We start from the raw sequence: 22,853 nt of genomic DNA on the forward strand, positions 1-22,853 counted from the left end.
ATAATGACCACGATAATCAGGCTTAGCAGTAGGTTAATGTGAGCGTTCAAATTCATCACTTAATTCTTAAAATAGTTGGCGTAATATCTTACGAAATTGTTTGCGTCTCTAGTGGTAACACACAATTCCGTTAAATGACAAGCAAAAACTCATTCTTTTTTCACATTCTTTCAGCATCACAACAAGCTATATAACAATCTCTCGTGTGCAAATAAGGGCGCAGAAACAGAACGAACACTTTTTAAACAACCACAAAGGAATGAAATGGGACTCGCAATTATTCACAGCCGAGCCAGTGTTGGCGTGCAAGCACCGACAGTGACAGTTGAAGTACATATTAGCAATGGTATGCCTGGTTTTACGTTGGTCGGCTTGCCAGAAACGACGGTCAAAGAGTCTCGTGATCGCGTGCGCAGCGCTATCATTAATTCCCGTTTTGAGTTTCCCGCCAAGCGTATTACGGTCAATCTAGCCCCTGCGGATCTCCCCAAAGAGGGTGGTCGATTTGATTTACCGATCGCGTTGGGTATTTTGGCGGCCTCACAGCAGATAGCGCTAACGAAGTTAGATGGGTATGAGTTTATTGGTGAATTAGCCTTATCTGGTGAGTTGCGTCCTGTTAAAGGTGTATTACCCGCCGCTTTAGCTGCGAATCGAGCCAAGCGCTGTTTGGTTGTGCCTCATGGTAATGGTGATCAAGCTGCGTTAGTGGCAAAGGATCAGCATAAATCGGCGCAAACGCTGCTTGAGGTGTGTGCTGATTTGTGTGGCCAGCAAACCCTCTCTCTTTTTCAAACCGAACCTAAACCGTGCCAAGCGAAAAGTACTCGCGATCTGCAAGATATCATTGGTCAACAGCAAGGAAAGCGAGCGTTAGAAATCGCAGCCGCGGGCAACCATAATCTGCTTTTTCTCGGTCCACCCGGAACGGGTAAAACCATGCTTGCCTCTCGGTTGTGTGATTTATTACCAGAAATGAATGAGGATGAAGCGATGGAAACCGCTTCGGTTGCTTCTCTGACTCCACAAGACATTAACCAGCACAACTGGAAGCAAAGGCCATTTCGCTCGCCTCATCATTCCAGTTCAATGGCGGCGCTGGTCGGTGGCGGTTCTATTCCGAGGCCGGGGGAAATTTCTTTGGCACACAATGGGTTATTGTTTCTTGATGAAATGCCGGAATTTGAACGAAAAGTGCTCGACTCATTGCGTGAGCCATTAGAGTCAGGTGAAATTATTATTTCAAGAGCGCAAGGCAAAACGCGTTTTCCAGCTCGCTTTCAATTAGTGGGAGCGTTGAACCCCAGCCCAACCGGCTATTACGAAGGCACGCAAGCCAGAGCCAACCCGCAGAGTATTTTGCGCTATTTGGGACGCTTATCGGGGCCATTGCTTGATCGCTTTGACATGTCGATAGAAATCCCCTCGCTTCCCAAAGGAATGCTGGCAAATGGCGGCGAAAGAGGTGAAGCAACGGCTGTGGTTAAAGAAAGAGTGCTGATTGCTCGTGAACGGATGGTGATTCGTAATGGTAAGGTTAATGCTTTGTTGGGGAGCCGAGAAATTGAACAGTATTGCCCTTTAAGTAAGGCTGACGCCGAATTTTTGGAAAATGCACTGCACCGCCTAGGGCTCTCCATCCGCGCGTATCATCGTATTATCAAAGTGGCGCGTACGATTGCTGATTTAGAAGGGGCCGAGCAGATTGCTAAGCCCCATCTAGCGGAAGCGCTCGGCTATCGAGCTATGGACCGCTTGTTGAAACAACTGACCGCACAAGCGGTGTAATGAACTTAAAATTGGTAATTTAACCCTAGCGCTGTAAAGAGAGACGATTCGTCGTAAAACGAGAGGTTTGAGCTCGATTGGTTATAACCGGCTAAAGCGATTAATGACCAATCATCCCAATCCATAAATTGGCTGTATTCGTACGCGAAGAATAGGCTCAGTTCATCGTCATTACGCACAGTGTGATTAAACAGTGAATTTCCACCTTGATAGTCGCGCTTGGTATAACCAGCGGTCAGCGCCAGTTTATGGCGATTGATAAACGTGAAGTAGGAGAGATCGGCGGCGTAAGAGTGATGAGTATTGGCGTCGCCATCCGCTTGGTGGTTGATATAAGTGATGGAGGGCTGTAACAAACTGGTTGGGCTCAGAGAGTAACGGTACTGCCCTTTTAGGTAGTAACTTTTACCATCACGAGCCAGTTCAGGGCTTGGAAACTGATCGTTGTCGATCTCTTTGGTCGCGTAAGCGACATCGATAGTCCATGGGCTGCCTTGAATACTATTGAATGTTAATCGGTAGGCATTTCCTGACTCATCGGTTTCTTGGCGCTGACTGTTTAGTTGGTAAGGGTTAGCCCAGGTTTTTCCAGACATCACGGTCGGTAAAAAAGCCACATCAACCACGGTACCTGTCTCCATCTCATATTGATACCCCAGCTGAAGCGCTAAAGTGCCTACGGCAATATCATCACGTGAGGTGCCTAGATAAACCTGTTGTTGACGTTTGTCCCCGAAGGTGTAAGCAAGGTTACCCAAAGGCCCAACGGCAAAGTTTGACTGCCGGCTACTCTTTGTTTCGAGTGATGTAATACGCTCATCTCCACCCGTATCAAACGATGATTGGGAAGATGCAAAAATAGTATTAATGGCAATCTCACCACTTAAACCTGTTTCTGGAGCCAGTTCGGCAGATACATGAAAAGCCAGAGCGCTAACAAGCGTCATGGACAGGTATTTATTCATTAGGAGTTTCCATACTTTGATTCAATAGTGGTTAAGTATATGAATAAACTTGGATGACGACACGATAAAACTAATCTGACCGTTTTATGAATGAAGGGTGAGCTTTGTCTTAGGCATACACAGTTTTGTGCTGCGATGGCTTGTGTTTCAAGATTGGTTGTATGAGAAAGCGCTGCAAGGTTGAACTTGATTAAGTAAAAATGAGGAGCCGTTGTGCTCCTCATTTGGGAATGATTACTTGGTCAGTAGGTAATTGACCAGTTCGAAGTATTCATTGGTCGATTTAACACCTTGTCCCTGCACCAAATAATGATTGTTAACCACGACAGCAGGCACACCTGAAAGGCCGCTTTCTTGGAACTGTTTATCAAAGCGGCGCACCATTGAATCGACGGCAAAACCATTAAAGGCGGCATCAAATTTTGCTGCATCAATACCTTCGTCTAGGAAGATTTGGCGTAGATCCGCATCATCTCTTGGTGGTTTACGCATCGTGTGGATGCGGTTAAACATCACGGGCACCATTTTGTCTTCAACTTTGAGGGCAAGCATGGTGGCGTAAGCTTTACTCATTGATTTACCCATAGAGCCACCCATAAAAGAAACATGGTTTTTCTGCAGAGTAACCCCTTGTGGGAGCTGCTTTTTCAGTTGGGCGATGATCGGCTCAAAGGTATTGCAGTGTGGGCAGTAAAAGGAGAAAAACTCCGTCACGGTTGGATTTTTAGAGGGTTCAAGATCAAGCACTTTATAATGCTCACCTTCTTTAAATTGGGCTGCATGAGCCGATAAGCTCAGCAGTAAGGTTGCAACCAGTGCAAAAAGCTTCTTCATTGTGTACTCCATTTATTGCTTCAAGGTGACTTACCATTGTGGCATTAGTGAGAGCGTAGGCTCGTCTAATGCTGCTATTTGTTCTTTAAACGCAAGCACTTGGCTTTCCCAATATTTAGGGTCATTAAACCAAGGGAAGGCGAGTGGAAAAGCAGGGTCCTGCCATCGTTTGGCCAACCATGCCATGTAATGCACCATTCGTAGACCGCGTAACGGTTCAATTAGTTTCAATTCGGCTGGATTAAAATCGTGAAACTCTTGATACGACTCTAAGATAATGTCCAACTGCATTCGCTTATCTTGCAATTCGCCATTGAGTAGCATCCACAAATCCTGTACTGCTGGTCCATTGCGAGCATCGTCTAAATCGACAAACATAGGCCCATCTCGCCACAAAATATTGCCTGGATGGCAATCACCATGCAAGCGGATGGCCGCGGATTTTGCTGGCCATTGCTGTTCAATTTTGTTGATCAATAACGATAAGTCACTGAAAAAGGTATTTTGCAAGTGCTGAGGTATAAAGGACGCATTTTCCAATAGCTGTTTGGGTTGATAAAGATACTCATCTAAGCTGATGGTCGGGCGATGAACAAATGTACGAGTGGCACTGATGTGATGAATGCGTCCAAGAAATCGGCCCACGCCTTCTAATTGGTCCATATTGTCCACTTCAAACTGCCGCCCACCCACACTGTTAAACAGCGCGAAATGATAGCCCTGATAGTGATGTAAGGTTGCACCGTTGATGAGTAATGGCTCAGCAATCGGAATTTCCGCCGCGTACAGCTCGCGTGTAAAATCGTGCTCCTCTTGAATTTGCTCAACACTCCAGCGCTGAGGTCGATAGAATTTCACCACATAGCGTTGGCGTTCTTCATCGATGAATTGATAAACGCGGTTTTCGTAACTGTTGAGTGCCAGAAATCCTGATTCAGCACGAATGCCGATGCTTTCTAAGGCATACCACATGGTATCAGGGGTGAGTGCATCAAAATGGAAAGAAGCTTTGGTCATGATTAAAAAGGGCCCATTACTGAGCCCTTTTCCATTCGTTACGAAGTTAGAGTTTATTAATAAACCGGCTCTCAACTTCTATCGTGAATTGGTTACTGTCCGTGAGTATAAACTGAATCGTCGCTATAGGAGAGCTGAGTTTGTCAGGAGCGACGCCAAGGCTGGTTGGTAGGTTCAATACCTCTCCTGGTTTGACTTGAATGGTTTGTTTACCATACCAAGAGACGTCCGATAGCCCTTTCACGTCAAGCTTATACTCTTGCGTTTGCTGAGTTTTGTTGATGACTTTCAAGGTGTAAGTGTTCTCAATTTCACCATTGCTGTTGGTTTTAAATAGCTGGTTTCTATCACGCAATACACTTAAGCCGACCGGATCAACGCTGGCTACTTGAGCGATGAATAAGCCAAACATCACCAGCAGTACCGTGCCATAACCGAGTAATTTAGGCCTGAGTATTTTGGTGTGGTGGCCGGAGAGGCGGTGCTCCGTGGTATAGCTGATGAGCCCTTTTTCATAGCCCATACGTTCCATGGTGGTATCGCACGCATCAATACAAGCGCCGCAGTTAATGCATTCGTACTGCAAGCCATCACGAATATCGATGCCAGTCGGACACACTTGTACGCACAAATCACAATCAATGCAGTCACCTAAACCGAGTGCTTTGTGATCGGCTTTACGAGCGCGTGGCCCACGAGTTTCACCGCGTTTGCTGTCATAGCCAACAATAAAGGTATCTTTGTCAAACATCGCAGACTGAAAGCGAGCATAAGGACACATATGGATGCAGACGATCGAACGCATCCAGCCTGCATTTCCGTAAGTACAAAGGGTGAAAAAGAGTACCCAGAAGACGGGCCAGAAACTTTCATCGAGTGTGAAAAAGTTCACCACGAGTTCGCGTACCGGGACGAAATAGCCGACAAAAGTAAAACCAGTACCGAGTGCAATCGCCAGCCAAGCAATGTGTTTGATGGCTTTTCTTATAGCAAGATTAGCTGTGAGTTTTCCTGAGTCTTGCTTGCGGCGTTTATTGGCGGCGCCTTCGAGTTTTTCTTCAAACCAAATGTAGATAAATGTCCACACAGTTTGCGGGCACAGATAGCCACACCAGACACGGCCAAGAAAAGTGGTAATAAAAAACAGGCCGAATGCCGCAATCATAAACAACAGGGCCAATAGAGTTAGGTCTTGTGGGTAAAGTGTGGTGCCGAAAAAGTTAAATTGCTGGTGGCCGATGTCGAGCAAAATCGCTTGGCGATCACCATAAGAGATCCACGGTACTAAAGTAAAAAGCAGCAGTAAAAACCAGCCACCATAGCGGCGGAGTTGTTGATAAGTACCTTTACTTTCGCGCACATAAATACGGTTGCTAGGGTTAAAACGGTCACCGTTGCCTTTGTGAGTTTTGGGGTTGAATATTTTAGGAGTCACATCCTTTATATCGATTTTGTCCTGACTCATGAAATGATCCTTGTTGGGCTGTAAGGTGTGATTTCTTTTAGTTCACACTCTGCGACATTGCTGTTTTCTCTTTGGGTACAATACCTAGATGAGAAATTATCATTGTTCAATCTTTATTTATTAAGCGGCAAGTATAACGCCAATAACAATTTTATTTCTTTAACACTATCAACCTTTAACAATAAAGCCTCAACTCGTGAGGCTTATCGCTAATAATAAAAAAGCGACCTAATAAGGCCGCTATCTTGATCACTATCACAGGGGCTACATCATTTTATGATGCCACGCGCGCGTAAAATGGCTGTTTTAAAATCATCTTCCTGATCTTTCTTCAGGCCTGGAATCATTTCGTCTTTGGCGCTGTTGCGCATTTTTAGATGGTAGATCAATACATCATCTGTAAGCGCTTCTAATGGTCCTTTATAACCCGCTTCTTGAGCCAGTTTGGTGATGAATTGCATTAAGTTGAGCTGCTGATCTTTTTGCCATTCAGGCGCAAGTAGTTCAATTAGCTCTTCAATTCGATGACATTGCATTCTCTTTTCCCCAATTTTTATAAGTATTTTGAGTAAAGGTATCAAATTGCGGATTGAAGTCCAATTGAGCGCAAAGAAAAAGCGCAGGGTTTAGCTGCGCTTTTTAATTATGCTGCCTGAACAACATTAGTTGTGCTCGATGCAGTAAGGGCATTTTTTTCAACTAAAGTCATTGCTGGAGCGACTTTTTTTGTAGTCGGAGCAGCAGCAAAACCACTACGACGACGCATTGCACTACGGTTTGTGTGCGAAAACCTGACAGCTGTTGGGCGCATTCATTAACCTAACGGTCAGGCACATCCATTGCCAATCTAATGGCCTGAATCACCATGAGTTGAGCTTCATAATTGAAGGGTGGCTCTTCTGGCTCTCGCCAATCCAAATAATGATTCAGGAATAACGATATGCTTTCATATCGTAGTTAGATTAGCACCAAGTTTTGAATTGATCGATAGTTGAACGATTGTTGAGATGAATATTCTTGCAAATAAAGCTTAAAATTGTGTGAGATGCTTGATTGAGTTTGTCATCTGATCGGCATTACATCGCGTTTTGTTAAATAGGAGGTACCTATGTCGTTTACAAAAACTCGCGATTTATCGCTCTCCTTGCCGTTCGTTACGAAATCTGCATTTAGGCTTACAACTGTAAGCTGAAGTGTGTAATACTAAGCCCACATTTTGTTGCTTTTGGTATGGTGTTTATGTCTGCTGTTGACAATGATGGCTATGGTGCAGGTGAAGAACGGGCGAATGCACTGAGTCATGGTTTGGGGCTATTGCTTAGTTTTGTTGGTTTAGTCTTGCTGCTGATCAAGGCAACAAGTGCGCAGGCCGATGCATTGACTTATATCAGCATGAGTCTCTATGGTGGCAGCATGATAGCGTTATTCCTTGCTTCAACGCTGTATCACTCCGTTGCGACACCGAAAGCCAAACGCTGGCTAAAAACGTTCGACCACTGTGCCATTTATCTACTGATTGCCGGAAGTTACACCCCCTTTTTGTTGGTTAGCCTTCGCACTCCTTTGGCGATAGGTCTTATGGTGGTGATCTGGCTGCTGGCGCTGCTCGGTATCATCATGAAAATTGCCTTTGTCTATCGTTTTAAAAAGTTCTCACTAGTGACTTATTTGGCGATGGGGTGGTTATCCTTGGTTGTGATCTACCAACTGGCCCTCAATATCGAGGTCGGTGGTTTGGTGCTACTTGCTGTTGGTGGTTTGGTCTATTCGCTCGGGGTGATTTTTTATGTAGCGAAACGCATTCCCTATAACCATGCGATTTGGCATTTATTCGTGCTAGGTGGCAGTGCTTGTCACTTTTTTGCGGTTTACCTTTTTGTTCACCCAGTAAGTGCTTAACGCATTTCGACCCGCTCAATGTTGGCCGAAATTTGATAGCCTTGCTGGCGATCAACCTGAAGGGTAATCGGCTTTCCTTGCGCTTGAGTTTGTGGGCGTAAATAGCTATCAGCCATCCGTTTAATGGATTGCCAAATGGGTAACTGCTGAGTGAGCAGTGGTTGACCTTGCTCGTCATAAAGAGTGATGCTGAGCACTACCGCAATGACAGATTGCGAGCTTTGATTGGTGATGGCTGTTGGGATAACGAGTGTATCTCCTTGGTAGTAAGCCGCGCCGAGTACTACTTCCACTCCAGAATCTGACAGTTGTAAAATCGGTTTTTCACTCTCCATCTCAAAGGTGGTTGCTCGGGCTTTTTGAGCAATAGGGGCCGCGTGAATGACGGTTTCCGGCGACATTGATTGCGGTTCAACATATTGCCATGTGAAATCATCATTGAGTTTCACCTGGCGGCCATCTTCTAAGGTCAGAACTTGCGCGCAAGATACGGCGCTTGCTGTCATGCTTAACAGCATCATTATCACAGGTATTGTCTTCATCTTAACGTCGCCAAAATGCAGGGAAAAACAGAACGATAATCGTCAAAATTTCTAAACGCCCCATCAACATCCCTAAGCTCAGAACCCACTTTGCTGCGTCAGGCAGTGGTGCGAAGTTGCCCGTTGGACCAATCACCGAGCCCATTCCGGGACCAACGTTGGCCACTGCGGTGATGGAACCTGAAATGCTGGTGACAGGATCAAGGCCCATTGCACTGAGCGCGCCTGCGATAGCAATGACAGTGATAAAAAAGGTCAAACCAAAAGCAACGACTGAGCGGACAATATCATCATTAACTGGACGATGATTATAGCGCTGTACGAAGATGCCTGATGGATGGACCAACTTCATAATTTGTTTATTGAGCAGCGTCATCGCAATTTGGAAGCGGAACACTTTAATCCCACCAGAGGTTGAGCCGGAACAAGCTCCTGCTGCCATTAAGAAGATGAACAGCGTGCTTGGCAGTGCGCCCCAAGCGGTGAAATCTTCCAAACCAAAACCAGTAGTCGTGACCACTGAAACGATATTAAACATCGCCACTCGCAGAGCGTCCAACCAGTAGTAGCCTAGTTTGAGATTCAGCCACAACGCAATGATGAGACTGGCAATTAGGAAAAGATAAGCAAATCCGCGAACTTGTGCGTCTTTTATGATCACTTTGATATTTTGTTTTCGGGCCGCAGCGACAAACAGTAGAAAGGGCAAGCCCCCCAAAAACATAAACAGCGTTGCTACCCAATGTGCACCGTTTGAGAAGTGGTTCATCGAACCGTCGGAGGTAGAATATCCACCAGTCGACAAGGTGGTAAATGAGTGGTTGATCGCTTCAAAAAGCGTCATGCCAGTGAGGATATAACCAATCAAGCACAGTAAGGTCAGTACCAAATAGACCAGCACAATATTTTTCGCGACAGTTTTGGCGCGTGGGCTACTTTTATCGGACCAATCAGACGATTCGGTTTGGAACAATTTCATCCCACCCACATTGAGCATTGGTAATACCGCTACCGCCATTACGATAAACCCAACCCCACCAAGCCATTGCAGGATAGAGCGCCACAACAAGATGCTGGGCGGCATATTATCAAGGCCACTGAGTACAGTTGAACCTGTGGTGGTTAGCCCTGACATGGTTTCAAAGTAGGCGTCGGTAAAGCTGATGTGGTTGATAAAGACGAAAGGGAGCGCCGCGAAAGCGCTAGCAACCGTCCAAACTAAGCTGGTGATGAGAAACATATCGCGCACGCTGAGCTTAAAGTGCGCGGTACGCCCCAAGCTTAAGCAGATAAAGGCGACAATATGAGTGATGATGACCGCTTGAGCAAAATCAAGGAAGCCACCCGTACCGGTAAAAAAAGCAACCAGTGTCGGCACATACATAAATAGGGCGAGCTTAGACAGCACGAGTCCTATAACGAATGAAATGGGGCGTAAATTCAGCATGACGCCAATGACCTATAGGAAAAATGGGCTAGGTTGGAACAAGGCTTCCACATCGGGCACGTACTTTTTATCCACTAAGAACATCACCACGTGATCATCTTGCTCGATAATAGTGCGGTCATGGGCGATTAACACTTCTTCACCACGCACAATCGCGCCAATGGTTGTGCCCGGTGGCAGTTTAATATCACCCACTGCGCGTCCCACCACTTTAGAGGTGTTTTGGTCGCCATGTGCAATTGCCTCAATCGCCTCTGCCGCGCCACGGCGTAGCGAAGAGACGTTAACGATATCGGCACGACGTACGTGAGTCAGCAGTGCGGAAATGGTGGCTTGTTGGGGTGAAATCGCGACATCAATCACGCCGCCTTGTACGAGATCGACATACGCGCCACGCTGGATAAGTACCATCACTTTTTTCGCGCCCATACGCTTGGCGAGCATGGCGGACATGATGTTGGTTTCATCTTCGTTGGTGAGCGCAATAAATACATCGACTTGGTCGATGTTCTCTTCGGCTAGCAGCTCTTGGTCCGCCGCATCACCACAAAATACTATGGTGTTTTCTAACTCTTCCGATAACTGCTCTGCACGTGGGTAATTACGCTCAATCAGTTTAACGCTGTAGCTGTGCTCTAAACGTTTGGCTAAGCTTGCCCCAATGTTACCCCCGCCAACAATCATGATACGGCGATAGGTTTTTTCCAGCCGCTGTAGCTCACTCATGACCGAGCGAATATGATTACTGGCTGCCACGAAGAACACTTCATCGTCAGCTTCAATAATGGTGGTGCCTTGCGGGCGAATCGGCCGACCTTGGCGGAAAATAGCCGCGACGCGGGTATCAATGTGCGGCATGTGTTCACGTAGCGCTGAAAGAGCATTACCCACCAATGGCCCGCCGTAGTAAGCTTTCACAGCCACTAGGCTCACTTTCTCTTCGGCAAAACTCACTACTTGCAGTGCGCCGGGGTATTGGATCAACCGTTCAATATAGCTCGTCACTAGCTCTTCAGGAGCGATGAGGTGATCCACCGGGATCGCGCCTGACTGAAACAAAGTCTCTTTTTCAAGCAGATATTCAGGAGAACGAATACGCGCAATTCGGTTGGGCGTATTAAACAAAGAGAACGCCACCTGGCATGCCGCCATGTTGGTTTCGTCGGTATTAGTGACCGCAACCAGCATGTCCGCGTCCTGTGCGCCCGCTTCACGCAGTACATCAGGGTGGCTGGCGTGGCCATGAATCACCCGCAAATCGTACTTGTCTTGCAGCTCGCGCAAGCGGTCACTATTTTTGTCGACAATGGTGATGTCATTGTTCTCGCCGACCAAGTTTTCGGCCAGTGTGCCACCGACCTGACCTGCACCAAGAATAATGATTTTCATACTCTGTTCTCTTTCTACCTGCCGAATATCGGCCACTGAAAAGGCAGCAATAATGCTGCCAATGTGCGTCGAATTTACGCTTGTTTGGTTAATACTGCGTAGTAAAAACCGTCCATATCTTCTTCTCCGGGGAGTATCTGACGCCCCGGCTGCTCACGATCGGAACCCACTAATTGAGCGTTATGAGTTCGTTCTAAGAAGGCTTTGACCTGCAAGCTGTTTTCTTGTGGAGTGATCGAGCAGGTTGCGTAAACCATAGTGCCACCGACTTTTAATTGCTTCCACATTGCGTCCAGTATTTCGCTTTGTAATTGAGCCAATGCCTCAATATCGCTACCACGACGTAGCCATTTGATGTCTGGATGACGGCGAATAACCCCAGTGGCAGAGCAAGGTGCATCTAATAAAATTCGGTCAAACTGTTCGCCATGCCACCACTCTTCAGGGTAACGAGCATCACCGCAGATCACATCAGCGCGAAGTTGCAGGCGTTCTAAGTTGTCATAGACGCGTTCAAGGCGGGTTGCATCGCTGTCAATCGCAACCACTTCAGTATCGTGTGTGTGCTCCAGGATGTGCGCGGTTTTACCCCCTGGGGCGGCGCAGCAATCTAAAATCAGCTCGCCTGCTTTAGGTTGAAGGTAGTCAATCGCTAACTGCGCAGCGGCATCTTGCACCGATACCCAACCACGATCAAAACCGGGTAAAAGCGTTACATCGCAAGGTGCAGCGAGTTTTATTGCGTCGGCGGCGTGAGAGTGCACGCTGCACTCGATATTTTCGCTAGCTAGTAGTGCAAGATATTCATCACGAGTGTGGTGCTGACGGTTGACGCGCAACCACATTGGCGCTTTTTGATTGTTCGCTTGCACAACCGTTTCCCACTGTTCTGGGTACGCTTGTTGTAACAGTTTAAGTAGCCAACTTGGGTGGCCATATTTGCCTGCGTTGTGGCTAACGGCGATAGCGTCCAGTGCTTCTTGATCGCGCAAGTAGCTGCGCAATACGGCGTTGATTAGCCCACCTAAATTTTCACCGCGCAATGTTTTGGTGCCTTCAACCGTCTCGGCTACTGCGGCGTGAGCGGGAATGCGCATAAAGCTCAATTGGTAGATACCAACTAAAATAAGATGGTGAAAAACCCGCTTTTTCCCTTTCAGTGGGTTGTCCATTAGCTCATTGGCAATTGATTCCAAACGAGGCAAATAACGCAAAGCCCCATAGCAGATCTCTTGCAACAGAGCGTGGTCTCTTGGGCGGATGGTTTTTTGCGCCGCAGGAAGTGCGTGAGAAAGTGAGTGGCCTTTATCAACCACTTGAAACAACACGTTAGCCGCAGCTGCGCGAACATTCATAGAAGTACCGACTTTAAATAAATGAAAATCAATGAGGGCATCTCTGCCCTCGTTAAGGTTTAGCTAAGTTGTGTGCCGACTTCAAACCAGCTTGCGCGCGAATTGAGAATGTCTTGCACTGACATCGCTTTTTTGCCCGGCACCTGCAACTGCTCAAGCACCAGTAAGCCGTTGCCGGTTGCCACATAAATACCCGATTTATTGGCTCGAACAATCGTGCCTGCAGGGTGGTCGCTGGTTTGTGCTTCAACGCGACTTTGCCATACTTTAATGCTGTTCTCTGCCACATCAAAATGGCTCATTGGCCATGGATTGAAAGCGCGCACGCAGCGTTCAATAAAAGCGGCATCCGCTGACCAATCGATTTTGGCTTCTTCTTTGCTAAGTTTTTGTGCGTAGTTAGCCAATGTATCATCTTGTTGAGTGGCAATCGCTTTGCCACTGGCGATATCGGCGATGCATTCTACCAACGCTTGTGGGCCTAACTCGGCCAGTTTGTCATACATAGAAGCGCTGGTGTCTGTTGCCTCAATCGGCAGCTTAGCAATTTTGAGCATATCGCCCGTATCTAGGCCGACATCCATTTGCATGATGGTTACACCCGTTTCACTGTCTCCCGCCCAGATCGAGCGTTGGATCGGTGCGGCACCACGCCACCGTGGCAGAATGGAACCGTGTACGTTAATACAGCCAAGCCTTGGCATATCAAGTACGGCCTTCGGTAGCAGTAATCCGTAGGCGACCACTACCATTAAATCCGCGTTGAGATCGGCGAGCGCTTGCTTGGCTTCGTCGCTCTTAAAGTTCTCTGGTTGATACACAGCAATATTGTGCTCAACGGCCATCTGTTTCACTGGACTGGCGGTCAGTTTTTTACCGCGTCCTGCCGGGCTATCGGGCTTAGTGTACACCGCGATAACCTCATGCTCCGAAGACAACAACGCCGCCAAATGACGGGCGGCGAAGTCCGGAGTACCTGCAAACACAATGCGTAATGATTGGCTCAAGGTAACCTCACTTAAGTTAGTTTTTTTCGTTATAGCGTTTGATTTTCTCTAGCTTATCTCTAATACGCTTACGCTTTAATGGCGAAAGGTAATCCACAAACAGTTTGCCTTGTAAGTGATCAAGCTCGTGTTGAACACAAATGGCTAAAAGGTCATCCGCTTCAAATGAGAATTCGTTGCCATCACGATCTAACGCTTTGACAGTGACTTCTGCTGCGCGAGGAACAAGGGCGCGTGAGCCCGGGACCGACAGACAGCCTTCTTCAATGCCATCTTCACCGCGTTTCTCTAAAATTTCAGGGTTAATCAGAACCATTGGCTGGTCGCGACTCTCTGAAATATCGATCACAACGATGCGTTGGTGAATATCGACTTGCGTTGCGGCAAGGCCGATACCGTCCTCGTCGTACATAGTCTCAATCATGTCATCGACGATTTTTTGGATCTCAGGTGTCACTTTCTCTACCGGTTTTGCCACGGTACGAAGACGATCATCTGGGAATGTTAATACTTGTAATACAGACATATACACTCGAAATATTGAACTGTGCCGAAACAGCTTAAAGCTTGTTGGCTCAATTCTAGACATTTTATGACCCAAATGACAGTATCCAAATGTTAATAATCTGATTCATCCTTACTTATTTCGGCCAAGGAACAGAGGTCATGTCACGATTTATTCGTTATTTAGTGTGTGTGTTTTTACCGTTGTCATTGGTCGTTAATGCGTTGGCGGCGGAGGATATGGCGCTCACCGTCAAAGCAAATGCCCCGCAGACATACACGGTCGTCAAAGGAGATACCTTGTGGGATATTTCTGCGCTCTATCTTGATAACCCGTGGTTGTGGCCACGTTTATGGCAAATTAACCCAGAGATCGATAACCCGCATTTGATTTATCCCGGCGATAAGCTGACCTTAGTCTGGCGTAACGGACAGCCGGTGTTGAGTTTAAAACCTATGGTCAAGTTGAGTCCGAAAGTGCGTGTGCTTGAGAAAAAAGCGGTTCCGACGGTGCAAGAGGGATTAGTGTTGCCGTATCTGTATACGGATCGCTTACTGGATAAGCAAACATTACAAGAAAGCCAGCGTGTGCTCGGTGCCAGCGACGGTAAACAATACCTGACGGCGCAAGATACGCTCTACATAAGCGGGCAACAGACTCACCCCAAATGGGGTATTTATCGTGAAATCGCTGAGTTTTCTCGTCATGATGCTGCCGCGAAAAATAAAACTATGGTTGCTTTGCGTTTGATTGCTTCTGGTGAATTGGTCTCCGCCGATGAGGCTTTTAGCGGGCTAACCATCACCGCACAGCAACAAGAGATAAGAGTCAATGATATTGCCCTACCTGAAGTGGGCGTCGAAACCTTAACGCTTTCAACCACTTTTTTCCCATCGCCATCGCGACTACAAGCTGAAACGCATATCCTCGGATCGTTGGAGGGTAGTGAGTATTCGGCGCAGAATCAGGTAGTTGTGATCGATAAAGGCCTTGCAGATCAACTGCGTCAAGGGACGATGTTTGATTTGATTCAAGCCGGTTCTAAAGTGTCTGGAAAGAAAGGACAGCACCAACAAAACCTTGATGAAACCCTGCAATTACCAAGCAGCTTGGTGGGCAGTTTGATGGTCATTCGACCTTATGAACATTTTAGTTTGGCTTTGATTACCGATAGCCTCGTGCCGATTGGTAAAAGTGTAATCGCGGTTTCGCCGCTCAAACCAGAGCTAACAATCGAGCCAGATGAACAAGCCGATACGGATTCGATGGTTAAGGATGATACTGCAAGCTGATGGAGCAGAACGAATTAGCGGCGTGGCTAGCATTCAGCTTTGTGCCAAAATTGGGTGGCAAGAAACTTTCTCGTCTTGCTAGCGTCGCTTCTCTTGCTCATTTAATTGACTATTCCGAGCGGGAGTTAGCCGCGTTGGGTCTAGTTCAAGATCAAATCCGTTATCTGCGCGAGACAGCTCCTCAAGAAGTTGAAGAATGCCTAAGTTGGCAGCAAGCTAATGAGTCTCATCATATCCTTACTCCATTTTGCGATGGTTATCCTTCTTTACTAAAAGAAATTGCTACCGCACCTCCGGTTTTATTTGTCAAAGGACGAATAACAGCACTCTCTGATCCGCAAATGGCGATCGTCGGCAGTCGTAATGCGAGCCCTGATGGCCAACGAGTTGCTCATCAGTTTGCGCGAGAATTTGTGCAACAGGGCTTACTTGTCACCAGTGGTTTGGCATTAGGTATTGATGGACATGCTCATGACGGTGCGTTGCAAGCGGGTGGTGAGACGATAGCCGTGCTCGGTTCGGGCCTTGAATCTATTTACCCAGCGCGACATAAAAAATTAGCGCAACGGGTGATGGAAAGCGGAGCATTAGTCTCGGAATTTCGTCCCAAAGCCAAACCAAGGCCGGATAACTTTCCGCGGCGAAATCGCATTATCAGTGGGTTAGCGGTTGGTGTTTTAGTGGTGGAAGCGGCGGAGAAAAGTGGCTCGTTGATCACGGCGCGTTATGCGGCTGAGCAAGGGCGAGATGTGTTTGTTATTCCTGGCTCCATTGCTAACCCAAATTGCCACGGTAGTAATCAACTTATTCGTTGTGGGGCGTGCTTGGTGCAAAACAGTGAACAAGTATTATCTGAAATCGGCACCTTAGTAGACTGGTCATTGCGCCAAAAGCAGCCTCAACCTGATTTATTTTCTGTACAGAGCGATCAGCAATTGCCATTTGCTGAACTGTTAGCTAACGTAGGAGTAGAGGCTACGCCTGTTGATATTCTTGCGAGCAGGACCCATATACCTGTCCATGAAGTCATGATGCAGCTTTTAGAACTTGAGCTTTCAGGTCATGTTGTTGCCGTTTCTGGCGGCTATATTCGTAAGGGGAAGGGTTAGCTATGATGATGGATATATTGATGTATCTATTTGAAACCTACGTCCATAGCGATGTAGATTTGCAAGTCGATCAAGATGAGCTCGAAGATGAATTGCTTCGAGCCGGTTTTCACCAGAAAGATATCTATAAGGCCCTGAATTGGTTAGAAGAGCTTGCGGCATTGCAACAAACCGATGCTCATTCAGCGATGGCAACCAGTGCTGCGACTTCGATGCGGATGTACACAGCACAAGAGATGGACAGGCTGGATCTTGAAAGCCGAGGTTTTTTATTGTTCCTTGAACAAGTGAAAGTATTAACTCCTGAAATTCGTGAAATGGTGATTGATCGAGTGATGGGTTTAGAAACCAATGAATTTGAATTGGATGACTTAAAGTGGATCATTTTGATGGTGCTATTTAATGTACCGGGAAATGAAAATGCTTACACGCTTATGGAAGAGCTGCTATACACCAAAGATCAAGGTATTTTGCATTGATTGCAGCCGTTCGTTTAGTTGAGCATTATGAGTCGTAAAACCGAGTCCCCCCTTTTTTCTGCGCATGGACAAGCGCTGCAGCATGAGCCTTGTCCGCAATGTGGTGGCCAATTACAGCTTCGTCGGGGTAAGCATGGGCTGTTTTTAGGCTGTAACCATTATCCCAATTGTGACTATATTAAGCCGCTGCAGCAAAATGATGGTCATATCGTTAAGGAGTTGGGTGTGCCATGCCCAGAGTGTGGCCATGAATTAGTGTTACGCCAAGGTCGTTATGGCATGTTTATCGGGTGTAGTCATTATCCGCATTGCCACCATATCCAAGATACAGATTCCCCTGCAGACAATGTCCCTCAGTCAAAACAGCTTTGCCCTGAATGTTTGAAAGGCCATTTAGTGGAGCGAAAAACGCGCCATGGTAAAACTTTTCATGCTTGCGATAATTACCCTAAATGCAAGTTTGCCGTTAATCAGCAACCTGTTGCCGGTAAATGCGAAAAATGTGGGTTTGGATTATTGATAGAGAAAAAACTCGCCAGTGGTGTCAAGCTGCAATGTGCTGATCGAAAATGTGGTCATATTCAATCCGCCACAGAGTAAAGTGACGGCATATGAAAATGGCACATTGAACGTGCCATTTTTTATCCATATTTATCGTCAATTAGGTTTGTTTTAGAGCGTCGGCTTGATCGCTTGAACAAAATGGTGCAAGGCTGGATACGTTGTCGCATCAAGTACTTCAGCCAAGCGACAGAGCGTTCGTTGCAACTGCGCGTTGTAATCTGCACTGACATTAATATGGCCCATTTTGCGCCCAGCACGTTTCTCTTTGCCATACCAATGAATGTGGCAGCCTTCAATCGCCATCACGGCTTCTGGTAAATTGTCCTCACCCAAAATATTAATCATCGCGGTTGGGCGAAGTAACTTCGTGCTGCCTAAAGGTAAGCCACATACTGCGCGAAGGTGATTCTCAAATTGACAGGTTTCTGCGCCTTGCTGTGTCCAGTGACCAGAGTTATGGACTCGTGGTGCAATTTCATTCACCAACAATGTTCCCTGCACATCAAAAAACTCGAGCGCTAGCACACCGACATAATTGAGACGAGCGGCAACCGAGGTAAACATCGACAGTGCTTGCTCTTGCAAGGCTGGGTCATCTATCGCCGTTGATAAACTCAGTACACCGTTAATGTGCACATTTTCTGCCAGCGGGTAAACCGCGATGCTGCCATCTTTGGCACGCGCGCCGACTAAGGAGACTTCACGATCAAAGGGGACAAACTGCTCTGCCACTATCGCTTGAGTCGGAGTGGCTTGGATACAGGCTTCCATCTCTGGCCAAATGAGCTCTGCTTGTGAAGCTTCTTTTAAACGCCATTGCCCCTTTCCGTCATAGCCACCCAGTGCACTTTTTAGAACCATAGGCAGGCCGATATTAGTTATCGCGGCATCTAAATCTTCACGAGTATTAATCACAAAGTATTGGGCATTTTTTGCGTTGGCTTCATCGAGTAGCGCTTTTTCAAGACGGCGATCGCCTCCGGCTTTAATGGCTTCGACGCTAGGAAGAAACTTACCACTTTGCTCACAAACGGTGAGAATTTCATGGGGAATATGCTCAAATTCAGCAGTAATGACATCCGCTTGTTTGATCGCATTGTCTAAACCATGACCAGTGATGTGTAATGTCAAAGGATGGACGATGTTACCGCTGCCCACATCAAAAGCGGAGATTTGAATGTTCAGAGGAGCGCCAGCCAGCGCCATCATGCGTGCCAGTTGCCCAGCGCCCAAGACTAAAACGTGCATAGTATCAATCCTCTGCAGGGTTAGGGTGGCTCAACACCGCTTCAGTTTGTGCTAAACGAAATGCTTCCACTTTTGCCATGACGGCCTCATCACTGGTGCCGATGATTTGCGCGGCAAGCAACCCAGCATTGGCCGCGCCTGCTTCTCCAATAGCTAAGGTGCCTACCGCAATCCCTTTTGGCATTTGCACAATCGAGAGTAAAGAGTCCATCCCTTTGAGTGCCTTTGACTGAACGGGAACGCCAAGTACCGGCAAGCTAGTAAACGCTGCCGTCATGCCCGGCAGGTGTGCGGCTCCGCCTGCGCCAGCTATGATGACTTTAAGGCCGCGTTCTCTTGCGCTGGTGGCGTAATCGGCAAGAAGTTGAGGTGTACGGTGAGCAGAGACAACTTTGGTTTCGTATGCCACACCAAATTGATCCAACATGTCAGCAGCTAGCTTCATTGTGGGCCAATCGGATTTTGAACCCATGATAATTCCGACTTTCATCTCAAACTCCTTAATACTTCTAAAAATGGGGTGAGCGGGATAATTTGCGCGCATTATACGAGTATTTTTTCCTTAGGAAAACGTTTGCGTCAGCTTAATTGTGCAATTGATACATTTTATAAACAAATAGCTTTAGCCAGTTTTCAACGAAGTTTGTACACTTAGCCACACTGTATTAAAGAAACCGATGGACAGTTTTTGTGAATAACTTTGAACACACTTTGCAGGCTCTACGTGACGGTGAAGTAATTGCCTACCCAACGGAAGGCGTGTTTGGGGTTGGGTGTGACCCAGATAACCCGCAAGCCATTCAGAAGCTCTTAGCGCTCAAGCAGCGTCCTGTGGAAAAGGGGTTGATTTTAATTGCGGCCTCTTACGAACAATTGCTTCCTTATATTGATGAGAGCCAGTTGACATCAGAGCAGCTCGCACGAGTACATGCCACCTGGCCTGGCCCTGTGACATGGATAATGCCGACCAGTGATAAAGTCTCTACGTGGGTGAGTGGGCAATTTGATTCGATAGCCGTACGTGTGACAGATCATCCTTTAGTGCAAAAGCTATGCAATGCGTTTGGAAAACCATTAACCTCGACCAGTGCGAATTTAAGTGGTCTTGCACCTTGCCTGACAACGGAAGAAGTTGAATCGCAACTGGGTGAGCAACTGGTTGCGATTTTAGATGGTCAAACCGGTGGTCGAAATAAGCCCAGTGAAATTCGTGACGCGAAAACCTCACAAGTATTAAGACAGGGTTAATCCTGCTAAGGAAGTAAGCGATGCCAACCATTGATAAGCAAGCCGTCAAACAATTTTTGCTTGAGCTGCAAGACTCCATTTGCCAGCAACTTGAACAAGCGGATGGCCAAGCACTGTTTGAAGAAGATGCATGGCATCGCGAACCGAGTGAGCGTTTGGGAGGCGGTGGGCGAACTCGAGTGATGAAAGAAGGCCGTGTTTTTGAACAAGGCGGCGTGAATTTCTCGCATGTGCAAGGGCAGCAAATGCCCGCTTCAGCGACCGCGCATCGCCCTGAATTAGCTGGACGTCATTTTGAAGCGATGGGGGTATCTTTGGTGATGCATCCAAACAATCCCTATGTTCCGACTTCTCATGCCAATGTTCGTTTCTTCATCGCTGAAAAAGAAGGCGAAGATCCTATCTGGTGGTTTGGCGGAGGATTTGACTTAACGCCTTTCTATCCGTTTGAAGAAGATGCTCAATCATGGCATGCCACAGCGAAAGCACTGTGTGTTCCTTTTGGTGAAAAAGTGTATGCCGAACATAAATCGTGGTGCGATGAGTATTTCTTCCTCCCTCATCGCAATGAAACGCGCGGTATTGGTGGCCTATTTTTCGATGATTTAAACGCTTGGGGATTTGAGCGCTGTTTTGCTTATATGCAAGCTGTCGGTAAAGGATACACCGCTGCGTATTTGCCGATTGTTGAACGTCGCCAAGCGATGGAGTACGGTGACAGAGAGCGCCAGTTTCAACTTTATCGCCGTGGTCGCTATGTAGAGTTCAACTTAGTGTATGATCGCGGCACATTGTTTGGTTTGCAAAGTGGCGGTCGAACGGAATCGATTTTAATGTCGATGCCGCCATTAGCTCGTTGGCAATATCGTTATCAAGCGGAAGAGGGCAGCGCAGAGGCGAAATTAAACACCTTCTTGCTGCCGAGGGAGTGGTGACAGCGGTACATTTTCAATGATAGGGGCGCCGAGGTGGCCCTGTTAATTATCGAGAGGCAAGGATATGGCTCAGCACATTGATCAATATGCAGTATTTGGTAATCCGATTGGGCACAGTAAGTCGCCGATGATCCACACACTTTTTGCACGGCAAACCAGTCAGGAAATGCACTATACCGCTCAACTCGCGGCTCTAGATGGCTTTAAACAAGCGGCTGAAACCTTTTTTGCCTCCGGTGGCCGAGGGTGCAACATTACCGTGCCTTTTAAAGAAGAAGCGTATCAGTTTGCGGATCGATTAACCGAGCGAGCTCAACTTGCAGGCGCGGTCAATACACTGAAAAAATTAGATGATGGCGAAATTATTGGTGATAACACTGATGGAGAAGGGCTGGTTCAAGATTTGCTTCAGTACCAAGTGCCACTACGAGACGCTTCTATTTTAGTGATTGGTGCTGGCGGCGCGGCGCGCGGCGTGATTAAGCCCTTACTCGATCAGCACCCTACAAGTATCGTGATTACCAACCGCACCTTTGCAAAAGCCGAGCAGCTCGCCACGCTTTTTAGTCCCTTTGGCGCGGTAAAAGCAATCGCGTTGGAAGAGATTAATCAACATTTTGACCTCATCATTAACTCGACCTCGGCCAGCTTGGATGGTGAATTGCCAAACATCGCTCCGACGATCTTCAGTAAGAGCAGTGTGGCCTATGACATGATGTATGGCAAAGGATTAACAACATTCAATCAGTGGGCATTAAGTCATCATTGCGCTCATGCCTATGATGGTTTGGGGATGTTGGTTGGGCAAGCTGCGGAGAGCTTTATGCTATGGCGCGGACTCAGGCCGGGTTATCGACAAATATTGAGAGAACTGAGAAAAAATCTAGAAGGCTAATCATGAACCAAGCGATTTTATTTCCTGACCGACAAACGTGGCACTCGGCAAGCCAAAGCGTACTTTTTCCTGCTCAACACGCGGGAGCTCTGCTCGAGTGTACGGTACACAAGTCAGTACTGAGCCATCTGTCTGGTGAAATGATTACTAACGGTGAGCAAGCTATTCAAGTTTTTGAACAATGGCGATTTGACCTTGAAGAGCTTGCTGAAAGCTTGATTGAAGATGAAGCGTTCAATTTAGATGGACAAATAGAGATTAAAGCTTAGTTAATGGCTTTCTTTGACACTCGTAAGATAGTCATTTTTGTTCTGCACATAGTTGTCGGAAGATTTAAGCAAAAAAGCTCGCTCTTTATCTGTTAGCGGGCGGATCTGTTTCACTGGGGACCCTACATAAAGATAGCCGCTGGACAATACCTTGTTTGGTGGCACTAAACTGCCAGCTCCAACCATCACCTCCGATTCAACGACTACGCCATCGAGCACAATTGCTCCCATGCCAATTAAGACTCGATCATGGATTACGCAACCATGCAGCATCACTTTATGGCCAATTGTGACGTCATCGCCAATAATAAGTGGAAAACCATCCGGGTTTTCGGTGTTTTTATGAGTCACGTGCAGTACGCTGCCATCTTGAATGTTGCTACGTTGGCCAATGTGAATATGGTTTACATCGCCTCTGGCTGCAACCAATGGCCATATGCTGGAATCATCGCCTAAAACAATATCGCCAACCAACACCGAGCTACTATCTATATAGACGCGCTGTCCGATTTGTGGGGATATTCCTTTATAACTACGAATTGATGACATGCTCGTCTCCTTTAATAACTGACGCCATAAGATAAATTAAACAGAAATAGCG

At 47.0% G+C, this 22,853-nt stretch carries 24 protein-coding genes; 10 read left to right on the forward strand and 14 right to left on the reverse strand.

Translation table 11 applies throughout. The features are described 5' to 3' along the window. Window positions 1-264 precede the first annotated feature (264 nt). Window positions 265-1,788, forward strand: coding sequence for a YifB family Mg chelatase-like AAA ATPase (locus B9J87_RS04925; protein WP_017046355.1), 1,524 nt, complete (start codon window positions 265-267; stop codon window positions 1,786-1,788). A 5-nt stretch (window positions 1,789-1,793) separates the two neighbouring features. Here the strand turns inward: B9J87_RS04925 and B9J87_RS04930 are convergent, their stop codons facing one another. The 5 genes from B9J87_RS04930 to B9J87_RS04955 form a co-directional block, all read right to left on the reverse strand. Next, window positions 1,794-2,753, reverse strand: a complete 960-nt coding sequence (locus tag B9J87_RS04930; RefSeq protein ID WP_017048695.1) for a DUF2860 domain-containing protein — start codon at window positions 2,751-2,753, stop codon at window positions 1,794-1,796. Window positions 2,754-2,987: 234 nt separating this feature from the next. Continuing rightward, on the reverse strand, window positions 2,988-3,587 hold the full coding sequence (locus B9J87_RS04935) for a thiol:disulfide interchange protein DsbA/DsbL (RefSeq protein WP_026028316.1): 600 nt from the start codon (window positions 3,585-3,587) through the stop codon (window positions 2,988-2,990). 30 nt (window positions 3,588-3,617) lie between these two features. Beyond that, the gene (locus B9J87_RS04940; RefSeq protein ID WP_026028515.1) at window positions 3,618-4,604 is read right to left on the reverse strand and encodes a serine/threonine protein kinase; all 987 of its coding nucleotides are present in this window, start codon (window positions 4,602-4,604) and stop codon (window positions 3,618-3,620) included. 46 nt (window positions 4,605-4,650) lie between these two features. Continuing rightward, window positions 4,651-6,069 carry a cytochrome c oxidase accessory protein CcoG gene (ccoG, locus tag B9J87_RS04945; protein WP_017046352.1) on the reverse strand — a complete coding sequence of 473 codons (1,419 nt, stop codon included), beginning with the start codon at window positions 6,067-6,069 and terminating at the stop codon, window positions 4,651-4,653. Between the two features lie 269 nt (window positions 6,070-6,338). After that, window positions 6,339-6,605, reverse strand: a complete 267-nt coding sequence (locus B9J87_RS04955; RefSeq protein ID WP_029189868.1) for a YihD family protein — start codon at window positions 6,603-6,605, stop codon at window positions 6,339-6,341. 703 nt (window positions 6,606-7,308) lie between these two features. On the opposite strand from B9J87_RS04955, the gene trhA reads away from it, so the two are divergent. Beyond that, on the forward strand, window positions 7,309-7,968 hold the full coding sequence (gene trhA, locus B9J87_RS04965; RefSeq protein WP_088720688.1) for a PAQR family membrane homeostasis protein TrhA: 660 nt from the start codon (window positions 7,309-7,311) through the stop codon (window positions 7,966-7,968). Here trhA and B9J87_RS04970 read toward each other — a convergent pair. The 6 genes from B9J87_RS04970 to def all read right to left on the reverse strand — a co-directional run bounded on the left by B9J87_RS04970 (window position 7,965) and on the right by def (window position 14,234). Beyond that, the gene (locus tag B9J87_RS04970) at window positions 7,965-8,510 is read right to left on the reverse strand and encodes a DUF3157 family protein (protein WP_094127373.1); all 546 of its coding nucleotides are present in this window, start codon (window positions 8,508-8,510) and stop codon (window positions 7,965-7,967) included. The genes trhA and B9J87_RS04970 overlap by 4 nt on opposite strands. A 1-nt stretch (window position 8,511) precedes the next feature. Continuing rightward, window positions 8,512-9,957: a TrkH family potassium uptake protein gene (locus tag B9J87_RS04975; protein ID WP_017043680.1), complete on the reverse strand. Its 1,446-nt coding sequence runs from the start codon at window positions 9,955-9,957 to the stop codon at window positions 8,512-8,514. Between the two features lie 12 nt (window positions 9,958-9,969). Beyond that, window positions 9,970-11,346 (reverse strand): Trk system potassium transporter TrkA, encoded by a 1,377-nt coding sequence (trkA, locus tag B9J87_RS04980; RefSeq protein ID WP_026027554.1) that lies wholly within the window; start codon window positions 11,344-11,346, stop codon window positions 9,970-9,972. 74 nt (window positions 11,347-11,420) lie between these two features. Continuing rightward, on the reverse strand, window positions 11,421-12,701 hold the full coding sequence (gene rsmB, locus B9J87_RS04985) for a 16S rRNA (cytosine(967)-C(5))-methyltransferase RsmB (protein ID WP_047688083.1): 1,281 nt from the start codon (window positions 12,699-12,701) through the stop codon (window positions 11,421-11,423). 59 nt (window positions 12,702-12,760) lie between these two features. Next, entirely contained in the window at window positions 12,761-13,708 is a 948-nt protein-coding gene (gene fmt / locus B9J87_RS04990) for a methionyl-tRNA formyltransferase (protein ID WP_094149589.1), read from the reverse strand. Between the two features lie 16 nt (window positions 13,709-13,724). After that, window positions 13,725-14,234 carry a peptide deformylase gene (gene def / locus B9J87_RS04995; RefSeq protein ID WP_038148727.1) on the reverse strand — a complete coding sequence of 170 codons (510 nt, stop codon included), beginning with the start codon at window positions 14,232-14,234 and terminating at the stop codon, window positions 13,725-13,727. Between the two features lie 140 nt (window positions 14,235-14,374). On the opposite strand from def, the gene B9J87_RS05000 reads away from it, so the two are divergent. Genes B9J87_RS05000 through B9J87_RS05015 form a run of 4 tightly spaced genes read left to right on the forward strand, consistent with a single transcriptional unit; the run spans window position 14,375 to window position 17,693 of the window. Beyond that, window positions 14,375-15,505 (forward strand): LysM peptidoglycan-binding domain-containing protein, encoded by a 1,131-nt coding sequence (locus tag B9J87_RS05000; protein WP_094149591.1) that lies wholly within the window; start codon window positions 14,375-14,377, stop codon window positions 15,503-15,505. Then, window positions 15,505-16,614, forward strand: coding sequence for a DNA-processing protein DprA (gene dprA / locus B9J87_RS05005; RefSeq protein WP_017048702.1), 1,110 nt, complete (start codon window positions 15,505-15,507; stop codon window positions 16,612-16,614). Before B9J87_RS05000 ends, dprA begins: the two co-directional genes overlap by 1 nt. A 2-nt stretch (window positions 16,615-16,616) precedes the next feature. Further along, window positions 16,617-17,093: a DUF494 family protein gene (locus tag B9J87_RS05010; protein WP_013855530.1), complete on the forward strand. Its 477-nt coding sequence runs from the start codon at window positions 16,617-16,619 to the stop codon at window positions 17,091-17,093. 27 nt (window positions 17,094-17,120) lie between these two features. Further along, window positions 17,121-17,693, forward strand: a complete 573-nt coding sequence (locus B9J87_RS05015; RefSeq protein WP_176429483.1) for a DNA topoisomerase family protein — start codon at window positions 17,121-17,123, stop codon at window positions 17,691-17,693. A 72-nt stretch (window positions 17,694-17,765) separates the two neighbouring features. On the opposite strand, the gene B9J87_RS05020 is transcribed toward B9J87_RS05015, so the two are convergent. Continuing rightward, window positions 17,766-18,905 (reverse strand): 5-(carboxyamino)imidazole ribonucleotide synthase, encoded by a 1,140-nt coding sequence (locus tag B9J87_RS05020; RefSeq protein ID WP_094149605.1) that lies wholly within the window; start codon window positions 18,903-18,905, stop codon window positions 17,766-17,768. Between the two features lie 4 nt (window positions 18,906-18,909). Continuing rightward, complete coding sequence (gene purE / locus B9J87_RS05025) at window positions 18,910-19,395, reverse strand: 5-(carboxyamino)imidazole ribonucleotide mutase (protein WP_010319910.1); 486 nt, start codon at window positions 19,393-19,395, stop codon at window positions 18,910-18,912. Window positions 19,396-19,595: 200 nt separating this feature from the next. On the opposite strand from purE, the gene B9J87_RS05030 reads away from it, so the two are divergent. The 4 genes from B9J87_RS05030 to B9J87_RS05045 all read left to right on the forward strand — a co-directional run bounded on the left by B9J87_RS05030 (window position 19,596) and on the right by B9J87_RS05045 (window position 22,252). Continuing rightward, window positions 19,596-20,153 (forward strand): L-threonylcarbamoyladenylate synthase, encoded by a 558-nt coding sequence (locus B9J87_RS05030; RefSeq protein ID WP_017043689.1) that lies wholly within the window; start codon window positions 19,596-19,598, stop codon window positions 20,151-20,153. 20 nt (window positions 20,154-20,173) lie between these two features. After that, complete coding sequence (gene hemF, locus B9J87_RS05035; protein WP_010319908.1) at window positions 20,174-21,088, forward strand: oxygen-dependent coproporphyrinogen oxidase; 915 nt, start codon at window positions 20,174-20,176, stop codon at window positions 21,086-21,088. Window positions 21,089-21,152: 64 nt separating this feature from the next. Further along, window positions 21,153-21,983: a shikimate dehydrogenase gene (aroE, locus tag B9J87_RS05040; RefSeq protein WP_094149607.1), complete on the forward strand. Its 831-nt coding sequence runs from the start codon at window positions 21,153-21,155 to the stop codon at window positions 21,981-21,983. Between the two features lie 2 nt (window positions 21,984-21,985). Continuing rightward, window positions 21,986-22,252 (forward strand): DUF1488 domain-containing protein, encoded by a 267-nt coding sequence (locus B9J87_RS05045; RefSeq protein ID WP_010319906.1) that lies wholly within the window; start codon window positions 21,986-21,988, stop codon window positions 22,250-22,252. Here B9J87_RS05045 and B9J87_RS05050 read toward each other — a convergent pair whose 3' ends face one another. After that, entirely contained in the window at window positions 22,253-22,801 is a 549-nt protein-coding gene (locus tag B9J87_RS05050) for a gamma carbonic anhydrase family protein (protein ID WP_094149609.1), read from the reverse strand. Window positions 22,802-22,853: the final 52 nt, after the last annotated feature.

The organism is Vibrio sp. V19_P1S1T109 (genome assembly GCF_002241375.1).
Classification (GTDB): Bacteria; Pseudomonadota; Gammaproteobacteria; order Enterobacterales; family Vibrionaceae; genus Vibrio; species Vibrio anguillarum.

Coding starts and splice junctions, on each gene's coding strand:
- B9J87_RS04955 (WP_029189868.1), bottom strand. CDS start 6,605: ATGCAATGTCATCGAATTGAAGAGCTAATTGAACTACTTGCGCCTGAA.
- B9J87_RS04975 (WP_017043680.1), bottom strand. CDS start 9,957: ATGCTGAATTTACGCCCCATTTCATTCGTTATAGGACTCGTGCTGTCT.
- B9J87_RS05015 (WP_176429483.1), top strand. CDS start 17,121: ATGAGTCGTAAAACCGAGTCCCCCCTTTTTTCTGCGCATGGACAAGCG.
- trkA (WP_026027554.1), bottom strand. CDS start 11,346: ATGAAAATCATTATTCTTGGTGCAGGTCAGGTCGGTGGCACACTGGCC.
- B9J87_RS04935 (WP_026028316.1), bottom strand. CDS start 3,587: ATGAAGAAGCTTTTTGCACTGGTTGCAACCTTACTGCTGAGCTTATCG.
- B9J87_RS05020 (WP_094149605.1), bottom strand. CDS start 18,905: ATGCACGTTTTAGTCTTGGGCGCTGGGCAACTGGCACGCATGATGGCG.
- hemF (WP_010319908.1), top strand. CDS start 20,174: ATGCCAACCATTGATAAGCAAGCCGTCAAACAATTTTTGCTTGAGCTG.
- B9J87_RS04930 (WP_017048695.1), bottom strand. CDS start 2,753: ATGAATAAATACCTGTCCATGACGCTTGTTAGCGCTCTGGCTTTTCAT.
- dprA (WP_017048702.1), top strand. CDS start 15,505: ATGGAGCAGAACGAATTAGCGGCGTGGCTAGCATTCAGCTTTGTGCCA.
- trhA (WP_088720688.1), top strand. CDS start 7,309: ATGTCTGCTGTTGACAATGATGGCTATGGTGCAGGTGAAGAACGGGCG.
- B9J87_RS05050 (WP_094149609.1), bottom strand. CDS start 22,801: ATGTCATCAATTCGTAGTTATAAAGGAATATCCCCACAAATCGGACAG.
- def (WP_038148727.1), bottom strand. CDS start 14,234: ATGTCTGTATTACAAGTATTAACATTCCCAGATGATCGTCTTCGTACC.
- B9J87_RS05000 (WP_094149591.1), top strand. CDS start 14,375: ATGTCACGATTTATTCGTTATTTAGTGTGTGTGTTTTTACCGTTGTCA.
- B9J87_RS05045 (WP_010319906.1), top strand. CDS start 21,986: ATGAACCAAGCGATTTTATTTCCTGACCGACAAACGTGGCACTCGGCA.
- B9J87_RS04925 (WP_017046355.1), top strand. CDS start 265: ATGGGACTCGCAATTATTCACAGCCGAGCCAGTGTTGGCGTGCAAGCA.
- rsmB (WP_047688083.1), bottom strand. CDS start 12,701: ATGAATGTTCGCGCAGCTGCGGCTAACGTGTTGTTTCAAGTGGTTGAT.
- B9J87_RS04970 (WP_094127373.1), bottom strand. CDS start 8,510: ATGAAGACAATACCTGTGATAATGATGCTGTTAAGCATGACAGCAAGC.
- B9J87_RS05010 (WP_013855530.1), top strand. CDS start 16,617: ATGATGATGGATATATTGATGTATCTATTTGAAACCTACGTCCATAGC.
- aroE (WP_094149607.1), top strand. CDS start 21,153: ATGGCTCAGCACATTGATCAATATGCAGTATTTGGTAATCCGATTGGG.
- ccoG (WP_017046352.1), bottom strand. CDS start 6,069: ATGAGTCAGGACAAAATCGATATAAAGGATGTGACTCCTAAAATATTC.
- B9J87_RS04940 (WP_026028515.1), bottom strand. CDS start 4,604: ATGACCAAAGCTTCTTTCCATTTTGATGCACTCACCCCTGATACCATG.
- purE (WP_010319910.1), bottom strand. CDS start 19,395: ATGAAAGTCGGAATTATCATGGGTTCAAAATCCGATTGGCCCACAATG.